Raw genomic sequence first — 23,665 nt, 5'->3', positions numbered from 1 at the left:
TCAGCCCGCGTCGACAGCAGGAGCGGGATCGTCGGTCGCGGCCTTCTCGGCGACGGCCACGTCGAACGCCGGGTCGTCGGGGAACTCGCTCACCGGCGAGCCGAGGAACTCCGGGACCTCCCCCTCGTCGTGCAGGCCGACGGCGTAGCCGGAGATCAGGGGATCGTGCTGCAGCCCGGGCGTGTGCACCTCGACGAGCGTGCACGGGGCACCGGACCGGTTCCACGACCAGTGCAGCGCCCCGGCCGGGATGCGCAGGAAGTCACCGGTGCGCAGGTGGAACGCCCGGTCGACGACGAACACCCACAGCTCGCCGTCCTGCATCCAGTTGAGCTGCTCGCAGTCGTGCGTGTGCGGGGTGGAGTGGTAGCCGTCGGGCCGCGTCGCGATCATCAGCGACGACGAGTTCCCGAAGACGGCGCGCGTCCGGAACGACGTGCCGCCCATGTCGGCGACCTCGTCGGGGACGGACCCAGCAGCGGCGTGCAGGGACATGGCTCTCCCTCGGTGCGCGCACAGGCGCATCGCACGGCGGCGCGGCAGCGACGCCCGTCAAGGGAGAGGACGCGGAGGGGGGTGCGGGGTGGTCCCGGGCCTCGACCCGGCTGCTCCGCACCATCGGCGTCCAACGTTGACGGCGAGACCATAGACGACGCCGCGGGCGGCGACAAGGGTCGGATCGCGCCGGTCAGGCGTCGAGGATCGCCTGCACCACCGGCGCCATCGCGGCCGCGGCCGCCTCGCGGCTCGGCGTCGCGACCGGTGGTAGCCGCAGGACGTAGCGGCACAGGGCGGTGCCGAGCATGTGCGCGGTGAGCTGCGCGGCCCGGCGCCGCGCTGCGGTCTCGTCGGCCGGGTCGAGTGTGTGGGCGAGTGCGACGACCTGGCCGGTGAACACGTCGCGGATCCGGTCGGCCGCCGCCGGGTTCGTGGCCGCCGAGCGGAGCAGCAGTGCGAGCACCTCGGCGGTCGGCGGGTCCTCCCACAGCGTCAGGAAGTGCTCGGCGAGCGCGGCGCCGCGCTGCGGGCGCGGGATCGCCGACAGGTCGGGCAGGCGCAGATCGACGTCGACCGCGGCGGCGAACAGGCCCTCCTTGCTGCCGTAGTAGCGCATGACCATCGACGGGTCGAGCCCGGCCGCGCTCGCGACCCCGCGCACGGTGGTGCGCTCGTAGCCGTGCTCGGCGAACGCGTGCCGGGCGGCCGCGAGCACCGCGTCGCGGCTGGCCCGGGACCGCTCCGTGAACACCATCACCCGAGCATATGCCAACGCGCGTTGGCATTCCGTGAGCCATCGGTCTAGTATTGCCAACAAATGTTGGCAAACAACCGTTGGAGGAGAGATGTCGACGCTGCCGTCGGAGACGGATGTACTGGTGGTCGGGGCCGGACCGGTCGGGCTGAGCACCGCGGCGGTGCTCAGCGCCCGCGGCGTGGACCACGTGCTGGTGGAGCGCGCCACAGTCGGCGCGGGCACCTCGCGGGCCGCGGTCGTGCACGCCAGGACGCTGGAGGTGCTGGAGCGGATCGGCGCCACGCCCGCGATGGTCGCCGAGGGCGTGGTGGTGCCGACGTTCACCATCCGCGACCGCGACCGGACGCTGGTGCGCCTCGATTTCGGCGGGCTGCCGACCCGCTACCCGTACACGCTGATGCTGCCGCAGAACATGACCGAGGCGATCCTGCACGACCGGCTCTCCGCACTCGGCGGCACCGTCCACACCGGACGGGAGGTGCGGCGGCTCGAGATCGTCGACGGCCGGGCCGTGGCCGAGCTGGTCGGGCCCGACGGCGCCCGGTCCACGATCGACGCCCGCTACGTCGTGGCCGCGGACGGGATGCACAGCGGCGTCCGCGAGCAGTCCGGGATCGCGTTCACGGGGTCGGCGTACGCGCAGTCGTTCGTGCTCGCCGACATCCACCTCGACTGGGACCTGCCGGGCGACGAGGTGCAGATGTTCTTCTCCCCCAACGGTTTCCTCGTCGTGGCGCCACTGCCGCACGGGCACCACCGCGTGGTCGCGACCGTTGACGACGCACCCGAGCACATCACCGCAGCCGACGTGACCCGGCTGATCGAGACGCGCGGCCCCACCGGCGGATCGGCGGTCCGCGACGTGGTGTGGGGATCACGGTTCCGTGTCCACCACCGCCTCGCCGACGCGTTCCGGCGCGGTCCCGTCTTCCTCGCGGGCGACGCCGCACACGTGCACAGCCCCGCAGGCGGGCAGGGCATGAACACCGGGATCCAGGACGCGATCGCACTCGGCGGGCTGCTGGGCGACGTGCTCGCCGACGGCGCCGACCCGGCCGTGCTGGACCGCTACGAGGCGATCCGGCGCCCGGTGGCCCGCCAGGTCGTGACGCTCACCGACCGGATGACCCGCGCCGCCACGCTGTCCGGGCCGGCCACGACGGTGCGCAACCTCGCGATGCGCGGCATCGGGTCGCTGCCGCCGGTCCGGCGGGCGATGGCGATGAACCTCTCCGAGCTCGCGCTGGCCACGGCGCCCTGATCGCCGATCAGCCGCGCATGTGCCGCAGCGCCGATCAACGGCGCAGGCGCCGCAGGGCCGATTTAGCGGCGCAAATGCCGCAGCGCCGACGCCGCCGCACCTGCCCCGCACATGCCGTGCGCCCCGGGCCCCGGCGGCGTCGCGGCCGAGCAGAGGTAGGTGCCCGCCACCCCCACCGCGTACGGGTCGAGCGCCCGGCGGGGCCCGAACACCAGCTGGGGGACGGTCTTGGCCCCGGTCATGATGTCGCCGCCCACGAAGTTCGGGTTGAACGCGGCGAACCCGGCAGGCGAGCACGTCTGCGTGCCGATGATCCGTTCGCGGAAGCCGGGGGCGAACCGCTCGATCTGCGCGGTGATCGCCTCCGTAGCGTCGCCCGTGTAGCCGTGCGGGACGTGCGCGTAGGTCCACAGCGGATGGACGTCGCCGACCGAACGCTGCGGGTCGGCCAGGTACTGCTGCCCGACGAGGACGAACGGCCGCTGCGGCATCCGGCCGGCGTTCACGTCGCGCTCGCAAGCGGCGATCTCGGCGAACGTGCCGCCCAGGTGCACCGTGCCCGACCGCCGGGCCGGCTCCGCCGTCCACGGCACGCCGCCCGCCACCGCGAAGTCGACCTTGAACGCACCGGGCCCCGGCCGGAACCGCCGGTAGGCTCGGGCGACCCGCGCGGGCAGCCGGTCGCCCATGACGTCGGCGACGGCATCGGGGGCGAGATCGAAGATCCGCACATCCGCCGCGGGCAGTTGCGAGAGCGACGAGACGCGCACGCCCGTCTCGATCTTCCCGCCGCAGTCGAGGAGCGCGGCGGCGAGCGCGTCGGTGATCGAGCGGGACCCGCCTGCGGCCACCGCCCACCCGTGGCGGTGGCCCGCGGTGAGGATGCCCAGCCCGATCGCCGAGGACATCGGGTGGTGCAGCGGCCGGAACGCGTGTGCCGCCACCCCGCCGAACAGCGCGCGGGCCCGCTCGTCACGGAAGAGCCGGGCGAGCAGCGCGGCAGGCGCCACGGTGGGCAGCCCGAAACGGGCCAGCCGCAGCGGGTGGTGCGGCACCCGCAGCAGCGGGCGCAGGATGTCCTGCGCCAGCTCGTCGTAGCCGGCGGCGGGGCCCTCGAACAGCGCCCGCCACCGGCCGCCATCGACACCGAGGCCGGCGGCGGTCTCGGTGACCGAGCGATGCAGCACCCCCGCGTCGCCGGTGTCGAGCGGGTGCACGCAGTCGATCTCCGGGCGGAGCCAGCGCAGGCCGTGGCGGTGGAGGTCCAGGCTCTGCAGTGCGCTCGATCCGACGGCCATGGGGTGGATGGCCGAGCAGTGGTCGTGCAGCAGGCCGGGCACGATCCCCTCGGCGGTGCGCGTGCCCCCGCCGATCTCGTCGGCGGCCTCCAGCACCGTGACCTGCACACCCTCCCTGGCGAGCAGCGCAGCCGCGGTCAGCCCGTTGGGCCCGGCCCCCACCACCACGGCCGTGCTCATGCCGTCGCCCTCACATCGGTACCCGTCCCGCTGGCGGCCGACCAGGCGACCTGTGTCGGGATCGGGCCGCCCGGCAGCCACGGCTGCTCGTGCACGGCGTCGGCGACGTTCCAGGTGCCGCGCTCGATGACACCCAGCGCCGCGTCGATCACCTTGTAGTGCTGCACGCTGGAGTGGATGGCCTGCGACTCGACCCAGACCACGACGAGCTCGCCCGGCGCGAACGCGCACCGGCTCTGCACGGCGGTGATGAGGTCCTCGTTGTGCAGGTGCCCGTCGCCGAAGTTGAACCCGATCAGCGAGTTGCACGTGAACTCGGCCTCCCGCACCGTCCAGCGGTCCAGCTCCGGGATGGTGTTGATCAGCACCGAGAACAGGCCGCGGCCCTGGCTGTGCATGGCGCGCCAGGCGATGGTCTGCTGCATGGTGATCTCGGCGATCGGCTGCGGGTAGCCCAGAGCCTGCAGCTGGTCGATCTGGTTGGTGGTCGGGCGGATCACGGCGTCGAGCTTCTGCTCGGTGCCCGGCGCGAACGCCCACAGCGCCGAGGCCCAGTTGCCGGCGTACTGGCGCATCGAGGGCAGGAACGACACCAGGTCCGGGCGCAGGTTGCCCAGCACCGGGAAGAACAGCAGGCAGGCGATGATCCCGGCGGTCAGCCACGGCGAGGACATGTCGCCGACACCGTAGCCCGCCGATGCCGGGAAGCCGAGGAACAGGAAGATCGCGGCGAAGGCGAACAGGACGTTCCACTCCAGCGGCACCGCGAGCGGGAACGTCGAGGTGATGAACAGGTGGAACGCCACCATCAGCACGACGGCGGCCAGCGTGACGTAGTGGTTGGTCGACAGCAGCAGCACCAACGGGGCCACGATCTCCACGACCGTGCCGCCGATGTGGGCCAGCCCGCCCGCCACCTTCGACGGGCGGATGTCGCGCGGGAAGTCGCGGTACTGCATGCGCTTGAACCAGCGGAACGGGATGCACGGGCTGTTGGAGACCATCGGCGGCACGACGTTGGCGAAGTGCCTGCCGAACTTGGACGCCCCGGCGCCGATCCACACGATCGCGATGAGCAGCTTGAGCGCGATGATCATGTCGACGAACGGGAGCACGGCGAAGAACACCAGCGCGGGCAGGTACTGCTCGCCGCGGGCCGCCAGGAAGATCGTCTTGTCGCGCAGGCCGCACAGCACGTAGAGCACGATCGGCGCCACGAGCAGGGCCGGGTTCACGACGCCGGACGAGACGGTCGGCAGCACCGCCGTCAGGGTCGCGCTCGAGACGCCGGGCAGCAGCACCGCCAGCAGCAGCGTGGCCAGGAAGGCGAGGTACAGCACCACGTCGAGCACGGTGCGCCGGTCGCCGTCGGTGCCGGGAACGCGGCGCCACGGCCGCAGCCGGATGGTGCCGGGGCGCGCCCAGAACAGGATCCCGCCGGTCATCGGCCTGAACTTGCCGGCGATCGGGCCCCACGAGCCGGCGAGGCCGACGGCCTCCAGGAACACCGTCCACAGCACGAGCTTCTGGTAGACGACCGGCTGGTTCCACCAGGTCGTGACGTCCCAGAACGGCCCGACGCCCGAGGTCCACGTGACCAGGGCCGTGCCGACCAGTACGTAGAGCACCAGCACCTTCACGACATAGGTCGTGGGAATCATCTTCGGGGAGCCGAACCCGTATTCCACCCAGTGCAGAGCGAGTGCCTTGATGCGTTCCTGCAGCGGTTTTTCGAGGAACGTCTCCACGTCCACCGGCGGGAAATCGCCTGTCTTGAAACCCATGTCGTCGACCTTTCTCGGCGGAGCGTTTCCGGGCGTGCGGGAGCCCGTCCACAATCGGGATCGAATGCGGACCGGCCGGACGGGTGCGCTAGCGGATCCGCACCGGCAATCGGCGCAGGGCCAGCTTGTCGATCTTGCCGACGGCGTTCTTGGGCAGCGCGTCGACGATGTCGATGCGCGTGGGGAGCTTGATCCGGGCCAGCGAGGCGCGGCAGTGCACCAGCAGGTCGGCGGCCGTGGCCGTGGCGCCCGGGTAGAGCGCCACGTTCGCGACGGGCACCTCGCCGAGGACCGGGTCCGGCACGCCGACGACGGCGGCCTCGACCACCGCCGGGTGGGCGTGCAGGACGTTCTCGATCTCCTTGGGGTAGAGGTTCTCGCCGCCCCGGATGATCATGTCCTTGATCCGGTCGACGAGGACGAGGTACCCGTCGGCGTCGAAGCGCCCGACGTCACCGGTGTGCAGCCAGCCGTCGACGATCGTGGCCGCGGTCTCCTGTGGACGGTTGAGGTAGCCGCGCATCACGTTGGGCCCGCGGACGACGACCTCGCCGGGGCCGTCGGCGACGATCGTGCCGTCCGGGGCCATCAGCGCCACCTCCTGCCCGGGCAGCGGCAGCCCGACCGTGCCGGGACGGCGCGGACCGTCGACCGGGTTGATCGTGGAGGCGCAGGTGCCCTCCGACAGCCCGTAACCCTCGACGATCGGCACGCCGTAGCGCTGCTCGAACCGGGTGATGAGCTCGGCAGGCATCGGGGCTGCGCCGCAGATCACGCGGCGCAGCGCGGACGTGTCCGGCCGGACGTCGGCGGGCAGCGCCGCGAGCAGGGCGTAGATCGCCGGTACCGCGGAGAAGTAGGTGGGGCGCACCCGCTCGACGGTCGCGAAGAACGTCTCGGCCCGGAACCGCCCGCTCATCGTGGCGCGGCCGCCCGCCAGCAGCGGCGACAGGATGCTCACGACGATCCCGTTGACGTGGAACAGCGGCAGCACCAGCAGGCTGTGATCACCGGCGTCGAGCCGCAGCGCGTCGATGATCATCGTGCACATGGCGGCGATGTTGGTGTGGTCGAGCAGCACGCCCTTGGGCCGGCCGGTGGTCCCGCTGGTGTAGATGATCAGCGCCAGGTCACCGGTGGCACGCGGGCCCGGATCGCCCGCACCGGCGGCGAGCGCCGCGAGGTCCAGCGTGACCGCCGGGGATGCTGCGGGGTCCCCGACGACGGCCGCGGCGCCCGAGTCGGCCAACTGGTACCCGATCTCGGGGGCGGTGAGCGCGGGGTTCACCGGCGTCACCGCGGCACCGAGGTGCCAGGCGGCGAAGAGCGTGACGACCAGGTCGACCCGGTTGGGCAGGATGACCGCGACGACGTCACCCGCGCCGATTCCCCGGGATCGCAGAACGGCCGCCGCGGAATGGACCCGATCGCGGAAGGCCGCATTGTCGAGTGATTCCCCGTCATCGGCGAGGCACGACCCGCCCGGATTCCGAGCGGCCCGCAACGTCGGCAGTTCTGCGATCTCCATGAATTCTCTCCGGCACCATCGGCGAAAGAAGCTGACCGAAACCTACGACCGCGCTGTGACCTGAACCATGGGACTGCGCCACGAAGTACCCCGCGGGCCTTGTACCGGGGGCACAAGGCGCACACCCACCCCCGAAGTGACCAGTAGGGTGCCGGCGTGGGTGGTGTCGCAGGTGGAGTCGACGGGGTCGTCGCGGAGGTGGCCCGGCGCCTCGACGCCGAGCTGCCCGTCCTCACCGTCGAGCTGACCGACTTCTTCGTCGAGGTCATCCCCGAGTTCCGCCACGACGACACTGTGCGCAGGCTGATGATCGCCAGCACCTCGTCGAACCTGGTGGCGATCGTCGACATGCTGGTCCACGCCATCCCGCTCGACCGGATCACCGTGCCGGGGGCGGCAGCGGAGTACGCGCGCCGCTTCGCCCAGCACGACCTGTCACTGGAGGGGCTGCTGCGGGCCTACCGGCTCGGCGAGCACCGGTTCGTCCAGTGGGCGCTGCGCTGCCTGGGCGAGCTCGACCTGAGCACCCCGGACGCGCTGGCGGCCGCCGCCGAGATCGCCGCGCACGCCAGCCGCTACATCGACCAGGTCATCGAGGGCCTGATCGACATCTACGAGTCGGAGCGGCGCAGCTGGGACAGCCGCACCGGGGCCGCGCGGGCCGCGCAGCTGCGCATCGTGCTGGAGAACGAGGGCCTGACCGGGCGGGCGGCACAGGACCTGATCGGCCTGCCGATGGAGGGCAGGCACCAGGCCGTCGTCGTGTGGGCCGGGCTCGACACCGCAGAGCCCGGCCGCGACCTGCAGGCGGTGAGCAGGCTGCTGCAGGAGAGCTCCGGGCGCGCCCCCACCACGATGCTCGCCGACGACCGCACGATGTGGGCATGGATCAGCGGGCCGGCGGCACCGGCGCCGCTGCTCGAGAGCCTGCGGGAGCTGCTCGAGCTGCGGCCGGCGCTGCGCGCCACGCTCGGGGCGCCCGGGCGCGGGCTGCCGGGTTTCCGGGCCACGCTGCGGGAGGCGCTCCGCGCCCGCACGGTGGTCGAGGCCGCGCCCGACGTCCACCCCCGGGTCGTCGCGTTCGACGACGTGGCCGTGGCGGCGCTGCTCACCGACCAGCCCGCCGATCTGCGTGCGTGGGTCGAGCGGGTGCTGGGCGACCTGGCCGCCGACGACGCGGGCGCCGCGCGGCTGCGGGAGACCGTGCGGGTCTTCCTGCAGTCCGGCGGCAGCTTCACCGAGGCCGCGGCGCAGCTGCACCTGCACAAGAACACGGTGCACTACCGCGTGCGCAAGGCCGAGGAGATCCGCGGCCGCCCGATCGGCGACGACCGGCTCGACGTCGAGGTGGCGCTGCTGGCCTGCGCGCAGCTGGCCGGGCGGATCCACCCCGACGCCTGAGGCGCCGCGTCAGCCCGGTGCCGCGGCGGTGAGCCGTTCGCGCAGCCCGGCGGCCATCCCGGCGATGGTGAGCAGGTCGAACAGCCCCCCGACCGTGACGGCCGTCCGCACGTGGCGCACCGGGCCCAACCGCAGCCGCAGCAGCACGCGGGTGCCCTCGGCCACGGGCCTCAGCACGATCGATCAGCTCACGTCCGTGTGCCCGCGACGGGAGCGGTGGACCAGCGTGGTGGGCGCCGCGATCTCGGCGACGGTGAAGGTCTCGTCGCGGCCGCCGTAGTCGGGGATGACGGTGCCTACGGCGAGGTGCTGCCAACGGTCGTCGATCCGGCGGGTGGCGCGCCGGTCCCGGGGGAGCACGCGCTCGATGGAGGCGGGCAGGTACCAGCCGCCGCGGCCCTTGCCCAGCTGGACGAGCCACGGCCAGACCGTCTCGGGATCGCCCGGCACGGTGAAGGCACGATCCATGACGACGTCGGCCGGCTCCACCAGCGCGTCGCCTGCGCGCGGCTCGCGGATCTCGGCGGGAGTGGCGGCGACCGAGCGCAGGACGCTCATGCCGGCCGGGTCCCGGCGGAGCGGTCGGGCAGGCCCGTCGCCTCCCGCAGCCGCGTGAACTCGCGCGCCAGCGCCGCGGGCGGGTAGTGGGCGTTGAGCCCGCTCGGGTTGGGCAGCACCCAGATCCGGGTCGCGCCGATCGACTCGGGCTGCAGCCCGACCTGGGCGCCGGGTGCGGCGAAGGCGGCGCGGTATCCGGTGACGCCGAGCAGCGCCAGCCACCTCGGCCGCCGGGCCAGCACCCGCCCCCGCAGCGCCGCTCCGCCTGCGACGAACTCGGCGCGGGTGAGCTCCGCGGCGCGGACGGTCGGCCTGCTCACGATGCTCGTGATCCCGATGCCGAGAGCGAGCAGCTCCGGCGCCTCGCCTGCGTCCAGCAGCCGCGGGGTGAAGCCGGCGCGGAACAGCGCGGGCCACAGCCGGTTGCCCGGGTTGCCGAAGTGCCGCCCGCCCGCCGCGGAGGACAGGCCCGGGTTGATGCCGGCGATCAGGACGCACAGGTCGTCGGCGATGAGGTCGGGCAGCGTCGACGCGCCGGCGGGGGCCAGTTCGGTGGCGGTGTGGCGGGTGCGCGGCGGCATGGTCCCTGCTTACCGCACCGGGTGCGTCAGTGATCCAGCGACGCCCGGTCCACCGGACCCCACTGGTTGACCGTGGCGAGGTCGACCTCCCACGTCCTGGGGTACATCGGGTACTCCTCGTGCCACGGCCGCGGCTCCCAGTAGCCCTTCGCCTCGTCGTGCACGATGTCGATCTGGGTGAACAGCTCGATCGTGTTGCCGTCGGGGTCGCGGTGGTAGGTGAACAGGTTGTGGCCGGGACCGTGGCGGCCCGGACCCCAGTGCAGCCGGTAGTCGTTCTTCGCGAGGTGGTCGAGCATCGTGATCAGGTGCTCGGGGTCGCGCATCTCGTACGCGACGTGGTGCATGCCCTCGAACTTCGTGCTCGCCATGAAGTTGGCGGCGTGGTGATCGGCGTTGCAGCGCAGGAAGACGAAGAAGTCTCCGACGGTGTCGGACCACTTGAAGCCGAGCAGGTCCTGGTAGAACGTCTGCATCGGGTCCAGCGCCGGCGTGAACGCGGCGACGTGGCCGAGCTTGGTGGGGCGCAGCGGGGTGTAGCCGTCGACGCCACTCGGTTCCTGCGCGGTGATCAGGTGCAGCGGGGTGCCGGTGCCGGGCTCGTCGAGCACCAGCACGTCCGGGGTGCCCGGGCCGATGTCGCTGCGGCGCTGCGTCGCGTAGCCGGCTTCCCGCAGGCGCCGCTCGGCGTCGTCGAGCGACTCCCAGATCTCGAAGCCGACGTGGGTGCGCGCCTTCGGCCCGCCCTTGGTCAGCACCACGCAGTGGTGGTCGAACCCGGTGGTCAGGAACGCGCCCTGCGGAGACTGCTCGACGAGCGTGAAGTCCAGGACCTTGGTGTAGTACTCCACCATCCGGTCCAGGTCGGGGGTCTCGAACCCGAGGTAGCCCAGCTTGGACACCCGTACGGCCGACTGCGGCGTCGTCATGATCTTCCTCTCGTCGGGCACTGCGCGAACCCGACGATAGTGCACACACTTTGTGCCGCCAAGCCGTGTCAACCCTCCCGAGCGGCGATCAACTCCACCGCCGCATCCACCGCCCACGTCCCGTGCCCCGGGGCGACGTCGGCCATGACCCGCCGGGCCGTGCCGGCGAGGTGCCCCGACATGCAGCCGACCGCGCGCGGGGCGTCGCCGTCGCGGACCGCATCGAGGATCGCCGCGTGTTCCTGCTGCCGCGCGGCGAACGCATCGCGGTGGTGCACCTGGTCCCGGCGGATGTAGCGCTCACTCTGCTCGGCGTAGGAGCTGATCGTGCGCAGCACCGACGGACCGCAGCGGCCCACGAGCAGCCGGTGGAACTGCCGGTGGGCGACGGCGAAGCTCGCCAGGTCATCGGCGCGGTAGGTGCGGTCCATCTCGCGGTGCGCCGCGGCCGCGGCCCGGCTCTCGTCGCGGGTCAACCGCCCCGCCGTCAGCGCGACGCCGAGCGACTCGAGCGTGACACGGGCGGCGTAGATGAGCTCGAGCTCGTCGGGGTCGAGGCCCAGCACCCGGCTGCGCAGGTTCGGCTCGACCGAGATCAGCCCCTCCTCCTGCAGCATCCGGAACGCCTCGCGCAGCGGCGTGCGGCTCACGGCCCAGATCCGGGCGAGCTCGGCCTGGTTGAGCTCGGTGTCCGGCGGCAGCGCGCCCGCGATGATCAGCTCCCGCAGGTGTGCATGCACTTCGATGCTGGTGCGACGCGGGTCCGTGATGCGCAGGCCGGCCCGGCCCCTGAGCAGTTCTCCTACCGACACGCCCACAGGGTAGGCAGCGGCGATCACATCTCCTAGAACCACGCCCTTCGAGGTGTGGACACCGGAGCTCGGCCGGTAGCGTCAGGCCTCGCGCAGGAACGCCAGCATCGCGGCGTTGAACGGCTCCACCTGGTCGATGTTCGCCGCGTGGCCGCAGTCCTCGAGCACCACGGCCCGCCCGAGCGGGTTGCCCGCGATCGCCGCCGCCGCGTGCTCGCACGGCCAGAACTGGCTCTCCCGCGCCGCCACCATCAGCACCGGGACGTCGACGCGGGCGATCACGTCGCGCCAGTCCTGCTGGGCGTGGTCGCGCAGCAGCGGCATCGTCTCGGGCCGGATCCCGCCCGCGAGCACGTCCGGGCCCAGCCGCTGCACCAGCCGCGCCATCGCGGCCTGCGACCGCTCGGGCGGGCGGCCGTGGCCGGTGGCGGCGACGCCGCCCGCGAAGAACGTGCCGGCGTTCGTGTCGTCGAAGCCGTAGAAGCCGTGCGCCCAGCCCTCGCCGTTGCGCATCCGCGGGGTCTGGTCGACGCTCACCACGGCCCGGACCCGTTCGGTGCCGAACAGGTCGAGGTAGGCCCAGATGGTGCCCGCGCCCATCGACCCGCCGACGACGGCGACGTCGGCGAGGTCCAGCGCGGTCAGGGCGTCGTGGAGGTCCTTGCCGTGGCGCGCCATGCGGTGACCGTGGCCGGGTGCGTCGGACAGGCCGTGGGAGCGGCGGTCGATCGCGACCACGCGGTAGCCCGCCGCGGTCAGCGCGTCGACCTGGAACACCCAGGTGCTGACGGGCGCGGCGAACCCGGCCAGCAGCACCACCGTGGGCCCGTCGCCCTCGACCGTGACATGCAGCGCGACCCCGTCGTTCGTCACTACCCGCACGTGGACTCCTTGATCCCGAGACGATGCGGTGATCGAAGCACGAACTGCGGCGCCGCAGGATCGGGCCTCGACATTCCTGCGCACATTGTCGCCTTTGTGCGCTTCGCTCGCGTTCTCGACATCACGAATGGCGCACGTCGTAGCGGCGACGAACCGGGAGTGACATGCTCGGAATCGCGCGAGCGTGCAGCGCCGGACGGAGAGCATGGTGACGGGCCAGGGACTGGTCGGCAAGATCGGGTCGGTGACGATGCGGGTGCGCGGTGGCGTGCTGTGCGGCGAGGTCAGGGTGGTCGTCGGCGGCCTGCCGCACTACTACATCGCCTTCTCCCCCGAGCCCATCCCGATCGGCTCCCGCGTGCTGGTCATCAATTCCCGCGGCGCGCGCCAGATCGACGTCGAACCGTGGGTGGAACCAGGTCCGGGCGCTGAGCAGGAATTCAGCCCGAAGGGGGCGATGTAGGGATGTTCGGATACCGCGTACCCGCACCGAACGAGGCGCTGCTCATCAGCGGCAAGAAGCAGCGGGGTGACGACGCGCTGCAGTTCAAGATCGTCACCGGCCACGGGGTGTTCGTCATCCCGATCTTCTCCCGGGCGTCGCGGCTGACGCTGGCGATGCAGGAGGCCGAGGTCGTCGAGGACTGCTTCACCCAGCAGGGCCTCACCCTCGGCGTCCAGGCGGTGATCGCGTTCAAGGTGGGCGACGACCACGAGTCGATCGCCGCGGCGGCCCGCCGGTTCCAGGGCGACCAGTCCCAGATGCCCACGCTCGTCGGCCGGATCTTCAGCGGCCACCTGCGCAGCATCATCGGCAGCATGACGGTCGAGGCGATCATCCGGGAGCAGCAGACGCTCGGCGAGGCCATCCTCGACGCCAGCAAGGCCGAGATGGGCAAGATCGGCCTCGCCGTCGACTCCCTGCAGATCAGCAGCATCGACGACAAGGGCGCGGGCTACATCGCCGCGCTCGCCGCGCCGCACCAGGCCGCCGTCAACCAGGCCGCGAAGATCGCGCAGGCCGCCGCAGACCAGGCCAGCGCCAAGGCGCAGCAGGAGAGCGCGCGCAACCAGGCCGAGTACAGCCGCCAGACCGCCGTCGCGCGCGCCCAGTTCCAGGCCGAGATCGACCAGGCCGAGCAGAAGGCGTCCCAGGCGGGCCCGCTGGCCGCGGCGCAGGCCCAGCAGGCGGTGCTGGCCGAGCAGGCGCTCGTCGCGCAGCGCAACGCCGAGCTGCGGGAGGCGCAGCTGATCGCCGAGATCGTCAAGCCCGCCGAGGCCGAGGCGGCCGCCACCCGCACGCTCGCGCGGGCGCAGGCCGACGCCACGAAGATGTCGGCTGAGGCGGCGGCCGCCGAGGGCCGCATCGCGCTGGACCAGCTGGTGATCAAGCAGCTGCCCGAGATGCTCCGCGCCGCGGCCGAGGGCCTGCAGGGCGCCAACCTCACGGTGCTCGACGGCGCCGACGGGCTGTCGGGCGTGGTCGCGTCGCTGGCCGGCCAGGGCCTGGCCCTGCTCGACTCGGTGCGCAACGGCCTGGCCGGGCAGGTAGCCGACCCGGCGCCCGCCAGCACCACCAACGGCTCCACCCCGGACTGGACGGAGCCGGAGCAGCGGGCGCTGACGAACTGAGCGGCCCGCCCACCGCGCCAACGTCCCGACATCGGCGCGGTGGCCACACCGTTGGCGCCGTCGAACCGGGGCCTCACCGCGCCAACCAGTTGGCCACCGCGCCAACGTCCCGACATCGGCGCCGAGGCCAACTGGTTGGCGCCGTCACCGGTGGGCGCGCCGGGTGTTGAGGTGCGCTACTGCTTGCTGAGGTGGGTCAGGAACCAGTCCCGCTGCGCCGGGGCCGAGGTCCGGAACGCGTCGCCCACGTACGCCTCGAAGTGCCCGCCCGGCAGCACCAGCAGCTGCTTGGGCTCGTTCGCCCGGCCGTAGGCGGCGAGGCTGAGATCCGAGACGGTCAGGTGGTCACCCGCCGCCACCACCATCATCAGCGGGGTGGGGCTGATCCGGGGCAGGTAGTCGCCCGGCTCGTACTCGGTGAACATCTCCACCGAGCGCAGCGTCACCTCGTTGCGCCAGGTGGTGGCGCGTTCCAGGATCGGGCCGAGGAAGAAGTCGTGGGTGTCGGCCGTCGGCAGCGCGCACGGCTCGGCAGGGTCGTCGACGTAGCAGACGGGGATCATCGCGGGCGGCTCCCCCGCGTACCGGGCGACACGGTCGGCGTCGAACGCCTCCCGCAGCCCGGCGAGGTGATCGGCCCGCACCAGGCGGCGCGCGTTGTCGTACCCGCTGATCAGCGGCACCTGCGCCACCACGCACTTCACGCGCCGGTCCTGGGCCGCGACGACGAGCACGTGCCCGCCGCTGTAGCTCGACCCCCACACGCCCACGCGGCTCCCGTCGATCTCCGGGCGGGCCGACACCCAGGTGATCGCGGTGCGGTAGTCGCGGATCTGCTGCCAGGGGTCCAGCTCGCCACGCGGCTCACCGTCGCTGGCGCCGAGGTTGCGGTTGTCGTAGACCAGCACGGCGAAGCCCGCCGCCGCGAAGAACTCGGCGAAGTCGTCGAGGTGCATCTCCTTGGTCGCCGAGAACCCGTGCGCCATCACGATCACCGGGAACTGCCCGCCGCTCCCCTCGGGCCGATACAGCCATCCCCGCAACGTCACGCCGTCCTCGGCCGCGAACTCCACGTCGTCTCGCATGCAGCACCTCCACGTCGGTGCGACTGACGCTGCCGCAGCGCGCCGGGCCGGTCTTGACCGTCGCTGCACAGCACCGGGCCACCCGTGCACGCTGTGCAGACGGCGCCTGGGCAGACGGCGCCTGGGCAGACGGCGCCTGGGCAGACGGCGCTGTGGACAGGCCGGGCGTGCCGCCGGATACTCGGGCGAGCCCAACGGCGGGAGCGCGACGTGGTCTCCGCAACGAGCACGGCAGGCACCTGGTCGCTGCAGCAGTGGCCGGCACCCGAGCGGCCCGAGGCGCTGCGACACATGATCAACCGCACGCACCTACCCTGGCAGATCGACGTCGACCGCGACCCCGATCCCCGCGCCACGGCCACGATCGCCGCCCGTGCCGTCGACGACCTGCTGCTCGTCGACTGCGCCACCGGGCCCTGCTCGGGCCGTCGCGGCCGGGCGGAGATCGGGCGGACCGGCGGCGAGTACCTCGGGGTGCTCATCGTGCTCGAGGGCCGCGAGCACATCGAGCAGGACAACCGCCGGATCGTGCTGGAGCGCGGTGAGGCGCTGGTCTGGAACAGCAGCAGGCCGGCCCGGTTCGTGGTGCCCGGCGGGCTGCGCAAGCGCACGCTGCTCGTGCCGCGCGCGCGGATCTCCGGGATCCGCCCCATCGACGACGGGCCGGTCGTGCGGCTGGCCGGGCCCGCCGCACGGCTGCTGACCGATCACCTGGCCGCGGTGTCGGCGGTCGGTGACCTGCACGCGGGCGCCGCCGCAGCCGCAGCGGCCGCCGCGCTGGAACTGCTCGCGGCCGCGTTGCCCGGTGCCGACCGGGAGCAGGCAGGCGAGCCGCGGTGGGAACAGATCCGCGACCACATCGAGGAGCGCCTCGGCGACCCGCTGCTGCGCCCGCATCGCATCGCCGCGGCGCACTCCCTGTCGCTGCGCGCGCTCTACGTGCTGTTCGAACGCCACGGCGACACCGTCAGCGGTTACGTACGGCGCCGCCGCCTCGTCCGCGCCCGTGCCGACCTCGCGCGGCTCGGTCCCGCCACCACCGTCGCGGCCGTGGCGCACCGGTGGGGATTCGCCGACCAGGCCGGCTTCAGCCGGGCGTTCCGGCGCCAGTACGGCTGCTCCCCCAACGCGGTGCGCACGGGCCGCGGCTGAGGCGGCGCGCAACCCCGCACGTCAGGAAGGACGCCCTCCTGACGTCCGGCGGAGCCGTGGTGGGCAGGGCGGTGTTCGCCAAGCTCGCCCGGCAGCGACGACACGACCCGGGTGCGCTGATCTCCTTCTTCCGCCTGACGGTCGGGGTCCAGTGGTCGGCGCTGGCGGCGGTCGCTCTGACGCTGGTGCTCGATCGCGGCGTCAGCAGCGGGTCGATCGGGCTGGCGCTGCCGAACTGGCCCGCCGGTGCCGGACCGGTGCTCATCAGCGCATCGATCGGGCTGGCCGCCGCCGTCGCCGCCGGGATCGTGCTCGGCGTCCGCGGCGCCCGCAGCGGCACCGGCCTGCCGGTGGCCCCGGAATCGATCGCCCCGATGATCCCGGTGACCCGCACCGAGCGGTACTGGGCCGCGGCGGTCGCGGTCGGCGCGGGAGCCTCCGAGGAGCTGGTGTTCCGCGGACTGCTGCTGGCCGTCGCCGTCGGTCTCGGGCTGCACCCGGTGCTCGCCGCGGCGGTACTGACGGTCGTCTTCGGAGCGGCCCACCGCTACCAGGGTGTCGGTGGGGTGGTCACGACCACGGTGTTCGGCGCCGTGATGTCGGCGATCGCGCTGGGGACGCAGAGCCTGCTGCTCCCGATCGTGTTGCACGCGGCGCTCGACCTGCGCGCGCTGCTGCTCACGCGGCCGGCCGTGGCACCGGCGTGGCACGGGGAGGGCCGGGCTACCGGTCCGGATCGACCGGCTCCGGAGTGATCGCACCCGGAGTGATCGCGCCCAGGGCCGCACGCAGCAGCGCGACCGCTGCCGGGATCTCGGAGTCGCCGATGTTGCCGTACCCGAGCACCAGCGCGGGCTCCTCCGACACGCCGACGCGGTAGTCGGCCAGGTCGGCCAGCCGCAGGCCGGTGGCCGCCGCCGACCGGGCGGCGAGCCGGGCTCCTCCACGGCCATGTCGGCGATGCCGTCGGCCTGCAGCGCCCGGCACACGCCCACCAGCCCGTCGGTGATGCCGGCGCAGATGGACACGGACGCAGCACCGGGCTCCGCGCCGCGCGACCCTCGCAGGTACTGGGCGATGGTCGTGCGCAGCACCGGGTGCCCGGCGGGATCGGGCAGGCCGAGGTCGTAGCGCAGTGCCGAGCCGGTGACGGCGTGCACCGCGTCGACCCACCGGCGGCGCGGGAAGGCCCGGACGTCGGGCAGCCCGGGAGCCAGGTCGTAACGGACCGATGGCGCTGCGGGCGCGCGCGGGGTCGGGGGTGGCGACGATCCGGACCCGGGGACCCAGGCGACCCGCGTCGCGGAACCGACCCGGGCCGCGAGGTAGCTCTCCGCGACGAGCTGCGCGTACGCCTCCGTCACGACCCAGCGCGAGCAGCCGAGCCCCTCCGCGAGTGCGCGGCTGGGCGGGAGGGCGTCGCCCCGGGCCAGCTTCCCGTCGCGGATCGCGGTCCGGAGCGCGTTCGCCAACCGATCGTGGAGGCGGCCGCGGCCCGTGGCGTCGAGGTCCAGCAGCGTCGCCCAGGCTCGATTGGTCTGGGAATCCATGATTGGTCTGGGAATCCATCACGATATTGGACGCCATCAACGTTCCACTTCGCCCTAGCGTGGCCGGCATGACAGAAAAGCTGGTGCTGGGAGCCATGTGGTTCGGCACGACCGTGGACGAGCAGCGCTCCTCGCCAGCCTCGACCGCTTCGTCGACGCCGGTGGCGTCTGGATCGACACCGCGAACTGCTACGCGTTCTGGATCGACCCGTCCGGGCTCGGCGGGCAGAGCGAGGTCGTGCTCGGGCGCTGGCTGGCCCGGCGGCCCGGCGTGCGCGACCGCGTCCGGATCAGCACCAAGGTCGGCGCCCAGCCGACCGGGGCCGGGTCGTTCCCCGCGTCGGCGGAGGGCCTGTCCGCAGGCGGTCAAGAGCGGGATCGAGGGGAGCCTGCAACGGCTGGGCGTCGACCACGTCGAGCTGCGCTGGGCGCACATGCCCGATCCGCGGACGCCGCTGGAGGAGACCGTCGCGGCCTTCGACGAGCTGGTGGCCGCGGGCACGGTCGGACGGCTGGGCTGCTCCAACTACGCGGTCTGGCAGGTCGAGCGGGCCCGGCAGATCGCGCGGTCCACCGGCGCCGCAGCCTTCTCCGCGATCCAGCAGCACCACACCTACCTGCAGCCGCGACCCGGTACCGCTCCCGCGGCGTCGCACCGCTTCGGCGCGGTCACCGACGAGGTGCTGCACTACCTGGAGCACCATCCCGACATGCTCCTGTGGGCCTACACGCCCCTACTCAGCGGGGGCTATACCCGGGCCGACAAGCCGCTGGCGCCCGAGTACGACCACCCCGGCACGACCCGCAGGCTCGCCGCGCTCGACGAGGTCGCCGCCGAGACCGGTACGGACCGCAACCACGTGGTGCTGGCGTGGCTGCGCGGTGGTCGGGTCCCGATCACGCCCATCGTCGGTGTCAGCACGCCGGAACAGGTGAGCGGCGCGATCGCCGCGGCGACACTCGTCCTGTCCACCGAGCAGCGCGAGCGGCTCGACGTCGCGCGGTGAGGCCCGGTCAGCCCGCCGTCACGCAGGATGCAGGCAGCTCGAACCACCGCAGGTGCTCGAACTCCGCAGACACCCCCAGCGGGGCCGCATCGCTCTCGGGACATCCCCCGGCACCGGCGAACGTGGCGCGGGCGTCGTCGAGGTAGCCCGCCAGCACCGATTCGGGCAGCGGCTCGTCGTGGCGGGGGTAGTGCATCTGCCCGGTGGCCGGGTCGTAGCTGATCTGGTCGAGCCGCAACGGCGGCTCGACGGGCCCGGCGCGGTGGGTCCACAGCCCGCACGCCGGGTCGAAGCTGTAGTCGGTGAGCAGTTTCCGGCCGTGGTCGGCGACCAGCCGCACGGCCTCGACGAGGTAGTCGCGCACCTCGTCGGAGATGAAGTAGTTGACGTTGACACGCACCCAGCCCGGTTTGATGCCCTCGCAGCCGTGCTGGATCTCGCGCTCGAACGCCCGGGACCGCTCGATGTCGATGCCGAGCAGCCGGTGGCCGTACGGGCCCGCGCACGAGCAGCCGCCGCGGGACTGGATGCCGAACAGGTCGTTGAGCAGCGCCACCACGAAGTTGTGGTGCAGGTACTTGCCGCCCGGCCCGCGGATGAGGAACGACACGATCGACAGCCGCTCGGCGTCGAGGTTGCCCAGGATCTCGATCGACGGGTGGGTGCGCCACGACGCGACGACGTGGCGCAACAGGCGGTCCTCGCTGGCCCGGATCGTCTCGACGCCCACAGCCGACTTGAGCTGGAACACCAGCCCGGCCCGGATGGACTCGACGATCGCGGGGGTGCCGCCCTCCTCGCGGTGCTCCGGGTCGTCGAGGTAGCGGTGCTCGAGCGGGTTGACGTAGGTGACGGTGCCGCCGCCGGGCACCACCGGCACGCGGTTGGACAGCAGCTCGCGGCGCACGGCGAGCACACCCGGCGTGCCCGGGCCGCCGATGAACTTGTGCGGGGACAGGAAGATCGCGTCCTTGTGGCACATCGGGTGCTCGTCGCAGTCCCGGTTCATCTCGATGTCGACGTACGGCGCCGCGGCCGCGAAGTCCCAGAACGACAGGGCGCCGTGGCGGTGCAGCAGATCGGCGATGCGGTGGGTGTCGCTGACGATCCCGGTGACGTTGGACGCCGCGGAGAACGACCCGATCCGCAGCGGCCGTCCGGCGTACTCGACGAGCCGTGCCTCCAGTACCTCGACGTCGATGTGGCCGTCGCGGTCCTCGGGGATGGTCACGACGTCGCAGATCGACTCGCGCCACGGCAGCTCGTTGGAGTGGTGCTCGAACGGACCGGTGAACACGACCGGCCGCTCGTCGCGCGGGATGCGGGCCGAGAGCTGGTAGCGGTCGTCGAGGTCGGCCGGGATCCGCAGGTTGAGCAGCCCGATGAGCTTGTCGACGGCCCCGGTGGCGCCGGAGCCGCAGAACAGCACGGCGGTGGAGGCGTCACCGCCGATCGCCTCGCGGATGATGCGGCGGGCGTCCTCACGCAGCCGGGTGGTCTGCAGGCCCGTGCCGCTGGACTCGCTGTGGGTGTTGGCGTAGCGGGGCAGCACCTCGGCGCGGATGAAGTCCTCGAGGAACGTCAGCGCCCGGCCGCTCGCGGTGTAGTCGGCGTAGGTGACGCGGCGCGGCCCGTAGGGCCCGTGCATGACCTGGTCGTCGCCGATGACGGACTCGCGGATGCGCTGCACCAGCGCGCTGGGCACGACCGGTGGTTCCGCGGTGTTCGCCATGCCCACGACGGTAGCCGCCGTCGGCCGCCGACCATCGCGATGCGGGCGAATCGTGACCGGTCAGGAGGCGATGCTGATGCCGCGCGGGGTACCGGCGGTGGGCGCCTCGGCGGCCATGAGGGCCATCAGCTGCTGCTTGGCCCGGTCCTTGGCCTGCTGGTCGGGCTTGATCGCCGAGCCGAGCTGCTCCAGTGCCGCCACGATCTGCAGCTCGCGGCGCAGCTGCCCGGCGTCGGCCGCGGGAAGGGTGGGCACGAACCAGTGAGCGTGTGCACCCTGGTCGATCCTGTCGTCGGCGCCCATGTGACTTCCTTCCCCAGTGCCGCGGTTCCGTCGCGACTCACCCCTTCATCGCCGGATCGGCCCCGCGCGCTTCCGGTTTTGTCCCCTACCACCCGATCGTGTGGGCGGTGAGCGAGGTGCTGACTGCGGGTGACGTGACGGCGCGCACAACGTCCCGTACGGTGAATGGGGTTCTAGAACTGGTGCAGACGGGGGTCGGCGATGACGGCAATCCATGAGGACGTGTCGCAGGCGGTCGACACCTCGACGCTGGCCCAGATCGGCGGCATCGACATCGACGACGTGCTCGACTACCTGCACGCCGACCTCAAGAAGCTCCCCGGCTACATGGACCTCTACCGCCGCTACCTGCGGCAGCGCTGGGACGTCTACGACCTGGACTTCACGAAGGACGCCGACGACTGGAAGCACCGGATGACCGAGGCCGAGCGCGAGTCGTTCATCGCGATCTCCTCGGGTTTCCACCACGGCGAGCGCCAGGTGGAGATCGAGCTGCCGGTGTTCATGCTGGGCGGCAGCGAGGAATCCAAGATCTACATGTCGAGCCAGATCGAGGACGAGGCGCGCCACACCGTCTTCTTCGACCGGTTCTACCGCGAGGTCGTCGCGCTGCCCGGCGAGACGATCCAGGACGTGCTCGACGCCTCCTACCCCTACGTGTCGGAGACGTTCGTCGGGCCGTTCGGGCTGCTCGCCTCCCAGGCCGACGAGCTGCGCCGCGACCCGCAGGACGAGGCCGCGCGGGTCCGCTACGGCACCACGTACTTCCTGTGGATCGAGGGCGTGCTCGCGCTGTCGGTCATGAAGATCACCCTGAGCTACTGCCGCACCCGCGGGTTCCTGCCCGGCTACCTCGCCGGCTTCACCGCCACCTGCCGTGACGAGGCCCGCCACGTCCAGGGCGGCATGCGGTTCCTGCGCGACGCCGTGCGCGCGGAGCCGTCGATGCTCCTGGAGATCCACGAGACGCTGCGCACGATCCTGTCCATGAACGGCGCGGTCAGCCGCCGGATGGCGCTCGACTCGCTCGGCTGGGACCCCGACGAGGTGCGCCGGCTCATGATCCGGCAGCTGAACATGAAGTGCTCCGACGTCGGCATCGACCTGCCACCCGACATCCAGCAACAGCTGCAGAACATCGAGCCGGAACTGGCGGGGGGCTGAGCATGACCACGACAGAGGCGACCCTCGACTTCCTGACCCCAGAGTGGGCGGCCGCGGCCCGCGACGCCGTGAACCGCGGCCCGGCCGAGGAGCTCAAGGAGTCGAAGCTCCCCACCTACTGGGAGTGGATCGACAACGCCCGCGCCCGCTACAGCAGCTCGTGGGCGCTCGCCGACCTCGGCCGTCCCGGCGAGACGTTGCTGCTCGAATGGTCCGAGGGGCAGTGCGTGCGCGCCACGGTCGTCGGCGACGCCGAAGCCGCGGGCGCCACCTACCTGCTCACCGCCAAGCACGACGTGTGGCGGCAGCTGTTCGACGGCGCCGACGCGGGCCGGCTGCTGATGTGTCGTGACATCGAGCTGCGCCGCGGCAACGTCCTGCAGTTCTACCGCGCCGTCTACTTCGTGGTGGAGTCGCTCGCGGAACTCGGCCGCGTCCCCACCCGCATCAGCTGACCCTCCCAAGCCCGTCGAGAACGACGTTGTCGTGATCAACAGGGCTGGATGATCATGGCAACGTCGTGCTCGACGGTCAGATGGGTTGGGCGATGCCCAGCGGGATGCGGTCGGCGCGGCTGTAGGCGTTCATCGACTCGCCGCGCAGGAAGCCGATCAGCGTCATCCCGGCGTCCACGGCCAGCTCCACGGCCAGCGACGACGGCGCCGACACCGCGGCCAGCACCGGCACCCCGGCCATCGTCGCCTTCTGCACCAGCTCGAACGACGCGCGCCCCGACACCATGAGCACGCACTCCCGTGCGGGGATCCGGCCGTCGAGCAGCGCCCAGCCGAGCACCTTGTCCACGGCGTTGTGGCGCCCGACGTCCTCGCGGACCACGAGCAGCTCGCCGGCCGCGGTGAACAGGCCCGCGGCGTGCAGCCCGCCGGTGGACTCGAAGACGCGCTGCGCGGCGCGCAGCTGATCCGGCAAGGACGTCAGCACCCCGACGGGCACCGAGACGTCGTCGGAGTCCAGCGGGAACGCCGACCTGGTGCGCACCGCCTCCAGCGACGCCTTGCCGCACACCCCGCACGACGACGTGGTGTAGAAGTTGCGCTCGACACCCACCGACGGCGGCGCGACGCCCGGGGCCAGCGCCACGTCGAGCACGTTGTAGGTGTTGCGGCCGTCGTCGTCGAACGAGTCGCAGTAGCGCGCCGTGGCGATGTCGGCGGCGCTGGTGATGACGCCCTCGGTGAGCAGGAACCCGTGCGCCAGCTCGACGTCGTGGCCGGGGGTGCGCATCGTGACCGACAGCGGCGTGCCGGCGATGCGCAGCTCCATCGGCTCCTCGACGGCCAGCGAGTCGGGCCGCGAGGAGCGTCCGGTGGGCCCGATCCGGACGACGGGCCGGCGGGCCGTGAGGCGTCCCATCTACCCAGTCTCCCTCAGCAGGGCGGTGGCCCGCACGACGAGCGGGTCGACGTCGGTTCCGGCGTCGACCGCGGCGAGCAGGGTGCGCCGCATCCGCGGGTCCCAGAAACTGCGCAGGTGCTCCGCGACGGCACGGGCGGCCTGTTCCGGCGGGCGATGGCGGAAGTGCAGCGCCACATCCCCTGCCATCCGCAGCT

Annotated in this window: 25 protein-coding genes and 3 pseudogenes; 10 read left to right on the top strand and 18 right to left on the bottom strand. The window is 72.5% G+C overall.

Features of this window, described 5'->3' with window-relative positions:
* Together ACFPFQ_RS45270 and ACFPFQ_RS45265 are read right to left on the bottom strand one after the other, a co-directional pair.
* Window positions 1-495 carry a cupin domain-containing protein gene (locus ACFPFQ_RS45270; RefSeq protein WP_379629480.1) on the bottom strand — a complete coding sequence of 165 codons (495 nt, stop codon included), beginning with the start codon at window positions 493-495 and terminating at the stop codon, window positions 1-3.
* A gap of 193 nt (window positions 496-688) precedes the next feature.
* Window positions 689-1,252: a TetR family transcriptional regulator gene (locus ACFPFQ_RS45265; RefSeq protein WP_379629479.1), complete on the bottom strand. Its 564-nt coding sequence runs from the start codon at window positions 1,250-1,252 to the stop codon at window positions 689-691.
* A 91-nt stretch (window positions 1,253-1,343) separates the two neighbouring features.
* Between ACFPFQ_RS45265 and ACFPFQ_RS45260 the strand changes: the two genes are divergently transcribed.
* Window positions 1,344-2,516, top strand: a complete 1,173-nt coding sequence (locus ACFPFQ_RS45260) for an FAD-dependent oxidoreductase (protein WP_379629478.1) — start codon at window positions 1,344-1,346, stop codon at window positions 2,514-2,516.
* Between the two features lie 62 nt (window positions 2,517-2,578).
* Here the strand turns inward: ACFPFQ_RS45260 and ACFPFQ_RS45255 are convergent, their stop codons facing one another.
* The 3 genes from ACFPFQ_RS45255 to ACFPFQ_RS45245 form a co-directional block, all read right to left on the bottom strand.
* Entirely contained in the window at window positions 2,579-3,994 is a 1,416-nt protein-coding gene (locus ACFPFQ_RS45255; RefSeq protein WP_379629477.1) for a phytoene desaturase family protein, read from the bottom strand.
* The gene (locus tag ACFPFQ_RS45250) at window positions 3,991-5,778 is read right to left on the bottom strand and encodes a DUF3556 domain-containing protein (RefSeq protein WP_379629476.1); all 1,788 of its coding nucleotides are present in this window, start codon (window positions 5,776-5,778) and stop codon (window positions 3,991-3,993) included. Before ACFPFQ_RS45250 ends, ACFPFQ_RS45255 begins: the two co-directional genes overlap by 4 nt.
* Window positions 5,779-5,866: 88 nt before the next feature.
* Window positions 5,867-7,306, bottom strand: a complete 1,440-nt coding sequence (locus ACFPFQ_RS45245) for a class I adenylate-forming enzyme family protein (RefSeq protein WP_379629475.1) — start codon at window positions 7,304-7,306, stop codon at window positions 5,867-5,869.
* A 156-nt stretch (window positions 7,307-7,462) separates the two neighbouring features.
* Here ACFPFQ_RS45245 and ACFPFQ_RS45240 point away from each other — a divergent pair, with 156 nt between their 5' ends.
* Window positions 7,463-8,707 carry a PucR family transcriptional regulator gene (locus tag ACFPFQ_RS45240; RefSeq protein WP_379629474.1) on the top strand — a complete coding sequence of 415 codons (1,245 nt, stop codon included), beginning with the start codon at window positions 7,463-7,465 and terminating at the stop codon, window positions 8,705-8,707.
* Between the two features lie 9 nt (window positions 8,708-8,716).
* Here ACFPFQ_RS45240 and ACFPFQ_RS45235 read toward each other — a convergent pair whose 3' ends face one another.
* The 6 genes from ACFPFQ_RS45235 to ACFPFQ_RS45210 all read right to left on the bottom strand — a co-directional run bounded on the left by ACFPFQ_RS45235 (window position 8,717) and on the right by ACFPFQ_RS45210 (window position 12,469).
* Window positions 8,717-8,884, bottom strand: a complete 168-nt coding sequence (locus tag ACFPFQ_RS45235; RefSeq protein WP_379629473.1) for a hypothetical protein — start codon at window positions 8,882-8,884, stop codon at window positions 8,717-8,719.
* A 6-nt stretch (window positions 8,885-8,890) separates the two neighbouring features.
* Complete coding sequence (locus ACFPFQ_RS45230) at window positions 8,891-9,265, bottom strand: hypothetical protein (RefSeq protein WP_379629472.1); 375 nt, start codon at window positions 9,263-9,265, stop codon at window positions 8,891-8,893.
* Window positions 9,262-9,846: a G/U mismatch-specific DNA glycosylase gene (mug, locus tag ACFPFQ_RS45225; RefSeq protein WP_379629471.1), complete on the bottom strand. Its 585-nt coding sequence runs from the start codon at window positions 9,844-9,846 to the stop codon at window positions 9,262-9,264. Before mug ends, ACFPFQ_RS45230 begins: the two co-directional genes overlap by 4 nt.
* Before the next feature lie 26 nt (window positions 9,847-9,872).
* Complete coding sequence (locus ACFPFQ_RS45220) at window positions 9,873-10,775, bottom strand: VOC family protein (RefSeq protein ID WP_379629470.1); 903 nt, start codon at window positions 10,773-10,775, stop codon at window positions 9,873-9,875.
* A 68-nt stretch (window positions 10,776-10,843) separates the two neighbouring features.
* Window positions 10,844-11,587: a GntR family transcriptional regulator gene (locus ACFPFQ_RS45215; RefSeq protein ID WP_379629469.1), complete on the bottom strand. Its 744-nt coding sequence runs from the start codon at window positions 11,585-11,587 to the stop codon at window positions 10,844-10,846.
* A gap of 81 nt (window positions 11,588-11,668) precedes the next feature.
* Window positions 11,669-12,469 (bottom strand): alpha/beta fold hydrolase, encoded by an 801-nt coding sequence (locus ACFPFQ_RS45210; RefSeq protein ID WP_379629468.1) that lies wholly within the window; start codon window positions 12,467-12,469, stop codon window positions 11,669-11,671.
* 208 nt (window positions 12,470-12,677) lie between these two features.
* On the opposite strand from ACFPFQ_RS45210, the gene ACFPFQ_RS45205 reads away from it, so the two are divergent.
* Window positions 12,678-12,932 carry a hypothetical protein gene (locus ACFPFQ_RS45205; protein ID WP_379629467.1) on the top strand — a complete coding sequence of 85 codons (255 nt, stop codon included), beginning with the start codon at window positions 12,678-12,680 and terminating at the stop codon, window positions 12,930-12,932.
* A 2-nt stretch (window positions 12,933-12,934) separates the two neighbouring features.
* Window positions 12,935-14,101, top strand: coding sequence for a flotillin family protein (locus tag ACFPFQ_RS45200; protein ID WP_379629466.1), 1,167 nt, complete (start codon window positions 12,935-12,937; stop codon window positions 14,099-14,101).
* 176 nt (window positions 14,102-14,277) lie between these two features.
* On the opposite strand, the gene ACFPFQ_RS45195 is transcribed toward ACFPFQ_RS45200, so the two are convergent.
* Window positions 14,278-15,186 carry an alpha/beta hydrolase gene (locus ACFPFQ_RS45195; protein ID WP_379629465.1) on the bottom strand — a complete coding sequence of 303 codons (909 nt, stop codon included), beginning with the start codon at window positions 15,184-15,186 and terminating at the stop codon, window positions 14,278-14,280.
* A 210-nt stretch (window positions 15,187-15,396) separates the two neighbouring features.
* On the opposite strand from ACFPFQ_RS45195, the gene ACFPFQ_RS45190 reads away from it, so the two are divergent.
* Both ACFPFQ_RS45190 and ACFPFQ_RS45185 read left to right on the top strand, forming a co-directional pair.
* Window positions 15,397-16,338, top strand: coding sequence for a helix-turn-helix domain-containing protein (locus ACFPFQ_RS45190; protein ID WP_379629464.1), 942 nt, complete (start codon window positions 15,397-15,399; stop codon window positions 16,336-16,338).
* Between the two features lie 59 nt (window positions 16,339-16,397).
* The gene (locus tag ACFPFQ_RS45185) at window positions 16,398-17,093 is read left to right on the top strand and encodes a CPBP family intramembrane glutamic endopeptidase (protein ID WP_379629463.1); all 696 of its coding nucleotides are present in this window, start codon (window positions 16,398-16,400) and stop codon (window positions 17,091-17,093) included.
* Here the strand turns inward: ACFPFQ_RS45185 and ACFPFQ_RS45180 are convergent.
* Window positions 17,062-17,325 carry a hypothetical protein gene (locus ACFPFQ_RS45180; protein WP_379629462.1) on the bottom strand — a complete coding sequence of 88 codons (264 nt, stop codon included), beginning with the start codon at window positions 17,323-17,325 and terminating at the stop codon, window positions 17,062-17,064. The genes ACFPFQ_RS45185 and ACFPFQ_RS45180 overlap by 32 nt on opposite strands.
* A gap of 317 nt (window positions 17,326-17,642) precedes the next feature.
* Window positions 17,643-17,888, bottom strand: a pseudogene (locus ACFPFQ_RS45175) (GntR family transcriptional regulator); the annotation flags it as partial.
* A gap of 97 nt (window positions 17,889-17,985) precedes the next feature.
* On the opposite strand from ACFPFQ_RS45175, the pseudogene ACFPFQ_RS45170 reads away from it, so the two are divergent.
* Together ACFPFQ_RS45170 and ACFPFQ_RS45165 are read left to right on the top strand one after the other, a co-directional pair.
* Window positions 17,986-18,192: pseudogene (locus tag ACFPFQ_RS45170) on the top strand (aldo/keto reductase); the annotation flags it as partial.
* 40 nt (window positions 18,193-18,232) lie between these two features.
* Window positions 18,233-18,895: pseudogene (locus tag ACFPFQ_RS45165) on the top strand (aldo/keto reductase); the annotation flags it as partial.
* A 7-nt stretch (window positions 18,896-18,902) separates the two neighbouring features.
* Here the strand turns inward: ACFPFQ_RS45165 and ACFPFQ_RS45160 are convergent.
* Complete coding sequence (locus tag ACFPFQ_RS45160) at window positions 18,903-20,627, bottom strand: aminotransferase class V-fold PLP-dependent enzyme (RefSeq protein WP_379629461.1); 1,725 nt, start codon at window positions 20,625-20,627, stop codon at window positions 18,903-18,905.
* A 60-nt stretch (window positions 20,628-20,687) separates the two neighbouring features.
* Window positions 20,688-20,930, bottom strand: a complete 243-nt coding sequence (locus ACFPFQ_RS45155) for a hypothetical protein (protein ID WP_379629460.1) — start codon at window positions 20,928-20,930, stop codon at window positions 20,688-20,690.
* 201 nt (window positions 20,931-21,131) lie between these two features.
* Between ACFPFQ_RS45155 and ACFPFQ_RS45150 the strand changes: the two genes are divergently transcribed.
* Window positions 21,132-22,094 carry a ribonucleotide reductase gene (locus ACFPFQ_RS45150; protein WP_379629459.1) on the top strand — a complete coding sequence of 321 codons (963 nt, stop codon included), beginning with the start codon at window positions 21,132-21,134 and terminating at the stop codon, window positions 22,092-22,094.
* A gap of 2 nt (window positions 22,095-22,096) precedes the next feature.
* Window positions 22,097-22,549 (top strand): hypothetical protein, encoded by a 453-nt coding sequence (locus ACFPFQ_RS45145; RefSeq protein WP_379629458.1) that lies wholly within the window; start codon window positions 22,097-22,099, stop codon window positions 22,547-22,549.
* Window positions 22,550-22,625: 76 nt separating this feature from the next.
* Here the strand turns inward: ACFPFQ_RS45145 and fdhD are convergent, their stop codons facing one another.
* Together fdhD and ACFPFQ_RS45135 are read right to left on the bottom strand one after the other, a co-directional pair.
* The gene (gene fdhD, locus ACFPFQ_RS45140) at window positions 22,626-23,468 is read right to left on the bottom strand and encodes a formate dehydrogenase accessory sulfurtransferase FdhD (RefSeq protein WP_379629457.1); all 843 of its coding nucleotides are present in this window, start codon (window positions 23,466-23,468) and stop codon (window positions 22,626-22,628) included.
* Window positions 23,469-23,657: a formate dehydrogenase subunit delta gene (locus ACFPFQ_RS45135; protein WP_379629456.1), complete on the bottom strand. Its 189-nt coding sequence runs from the start codon at window positions 23,655-23,657 to the stop codon at window positions 23,469-23,471.
* Window positions 23,658-23,665 lie beyond the last annotated feature (8 nt).

This window comes from Pseudonocardia sp. GCM10023141 (assembly GCF_042653605.1).
Note: the sequence above shows the minus strand (reverse complement) of the source record. Positions and strands in the feature narration are given on the sequence as shown.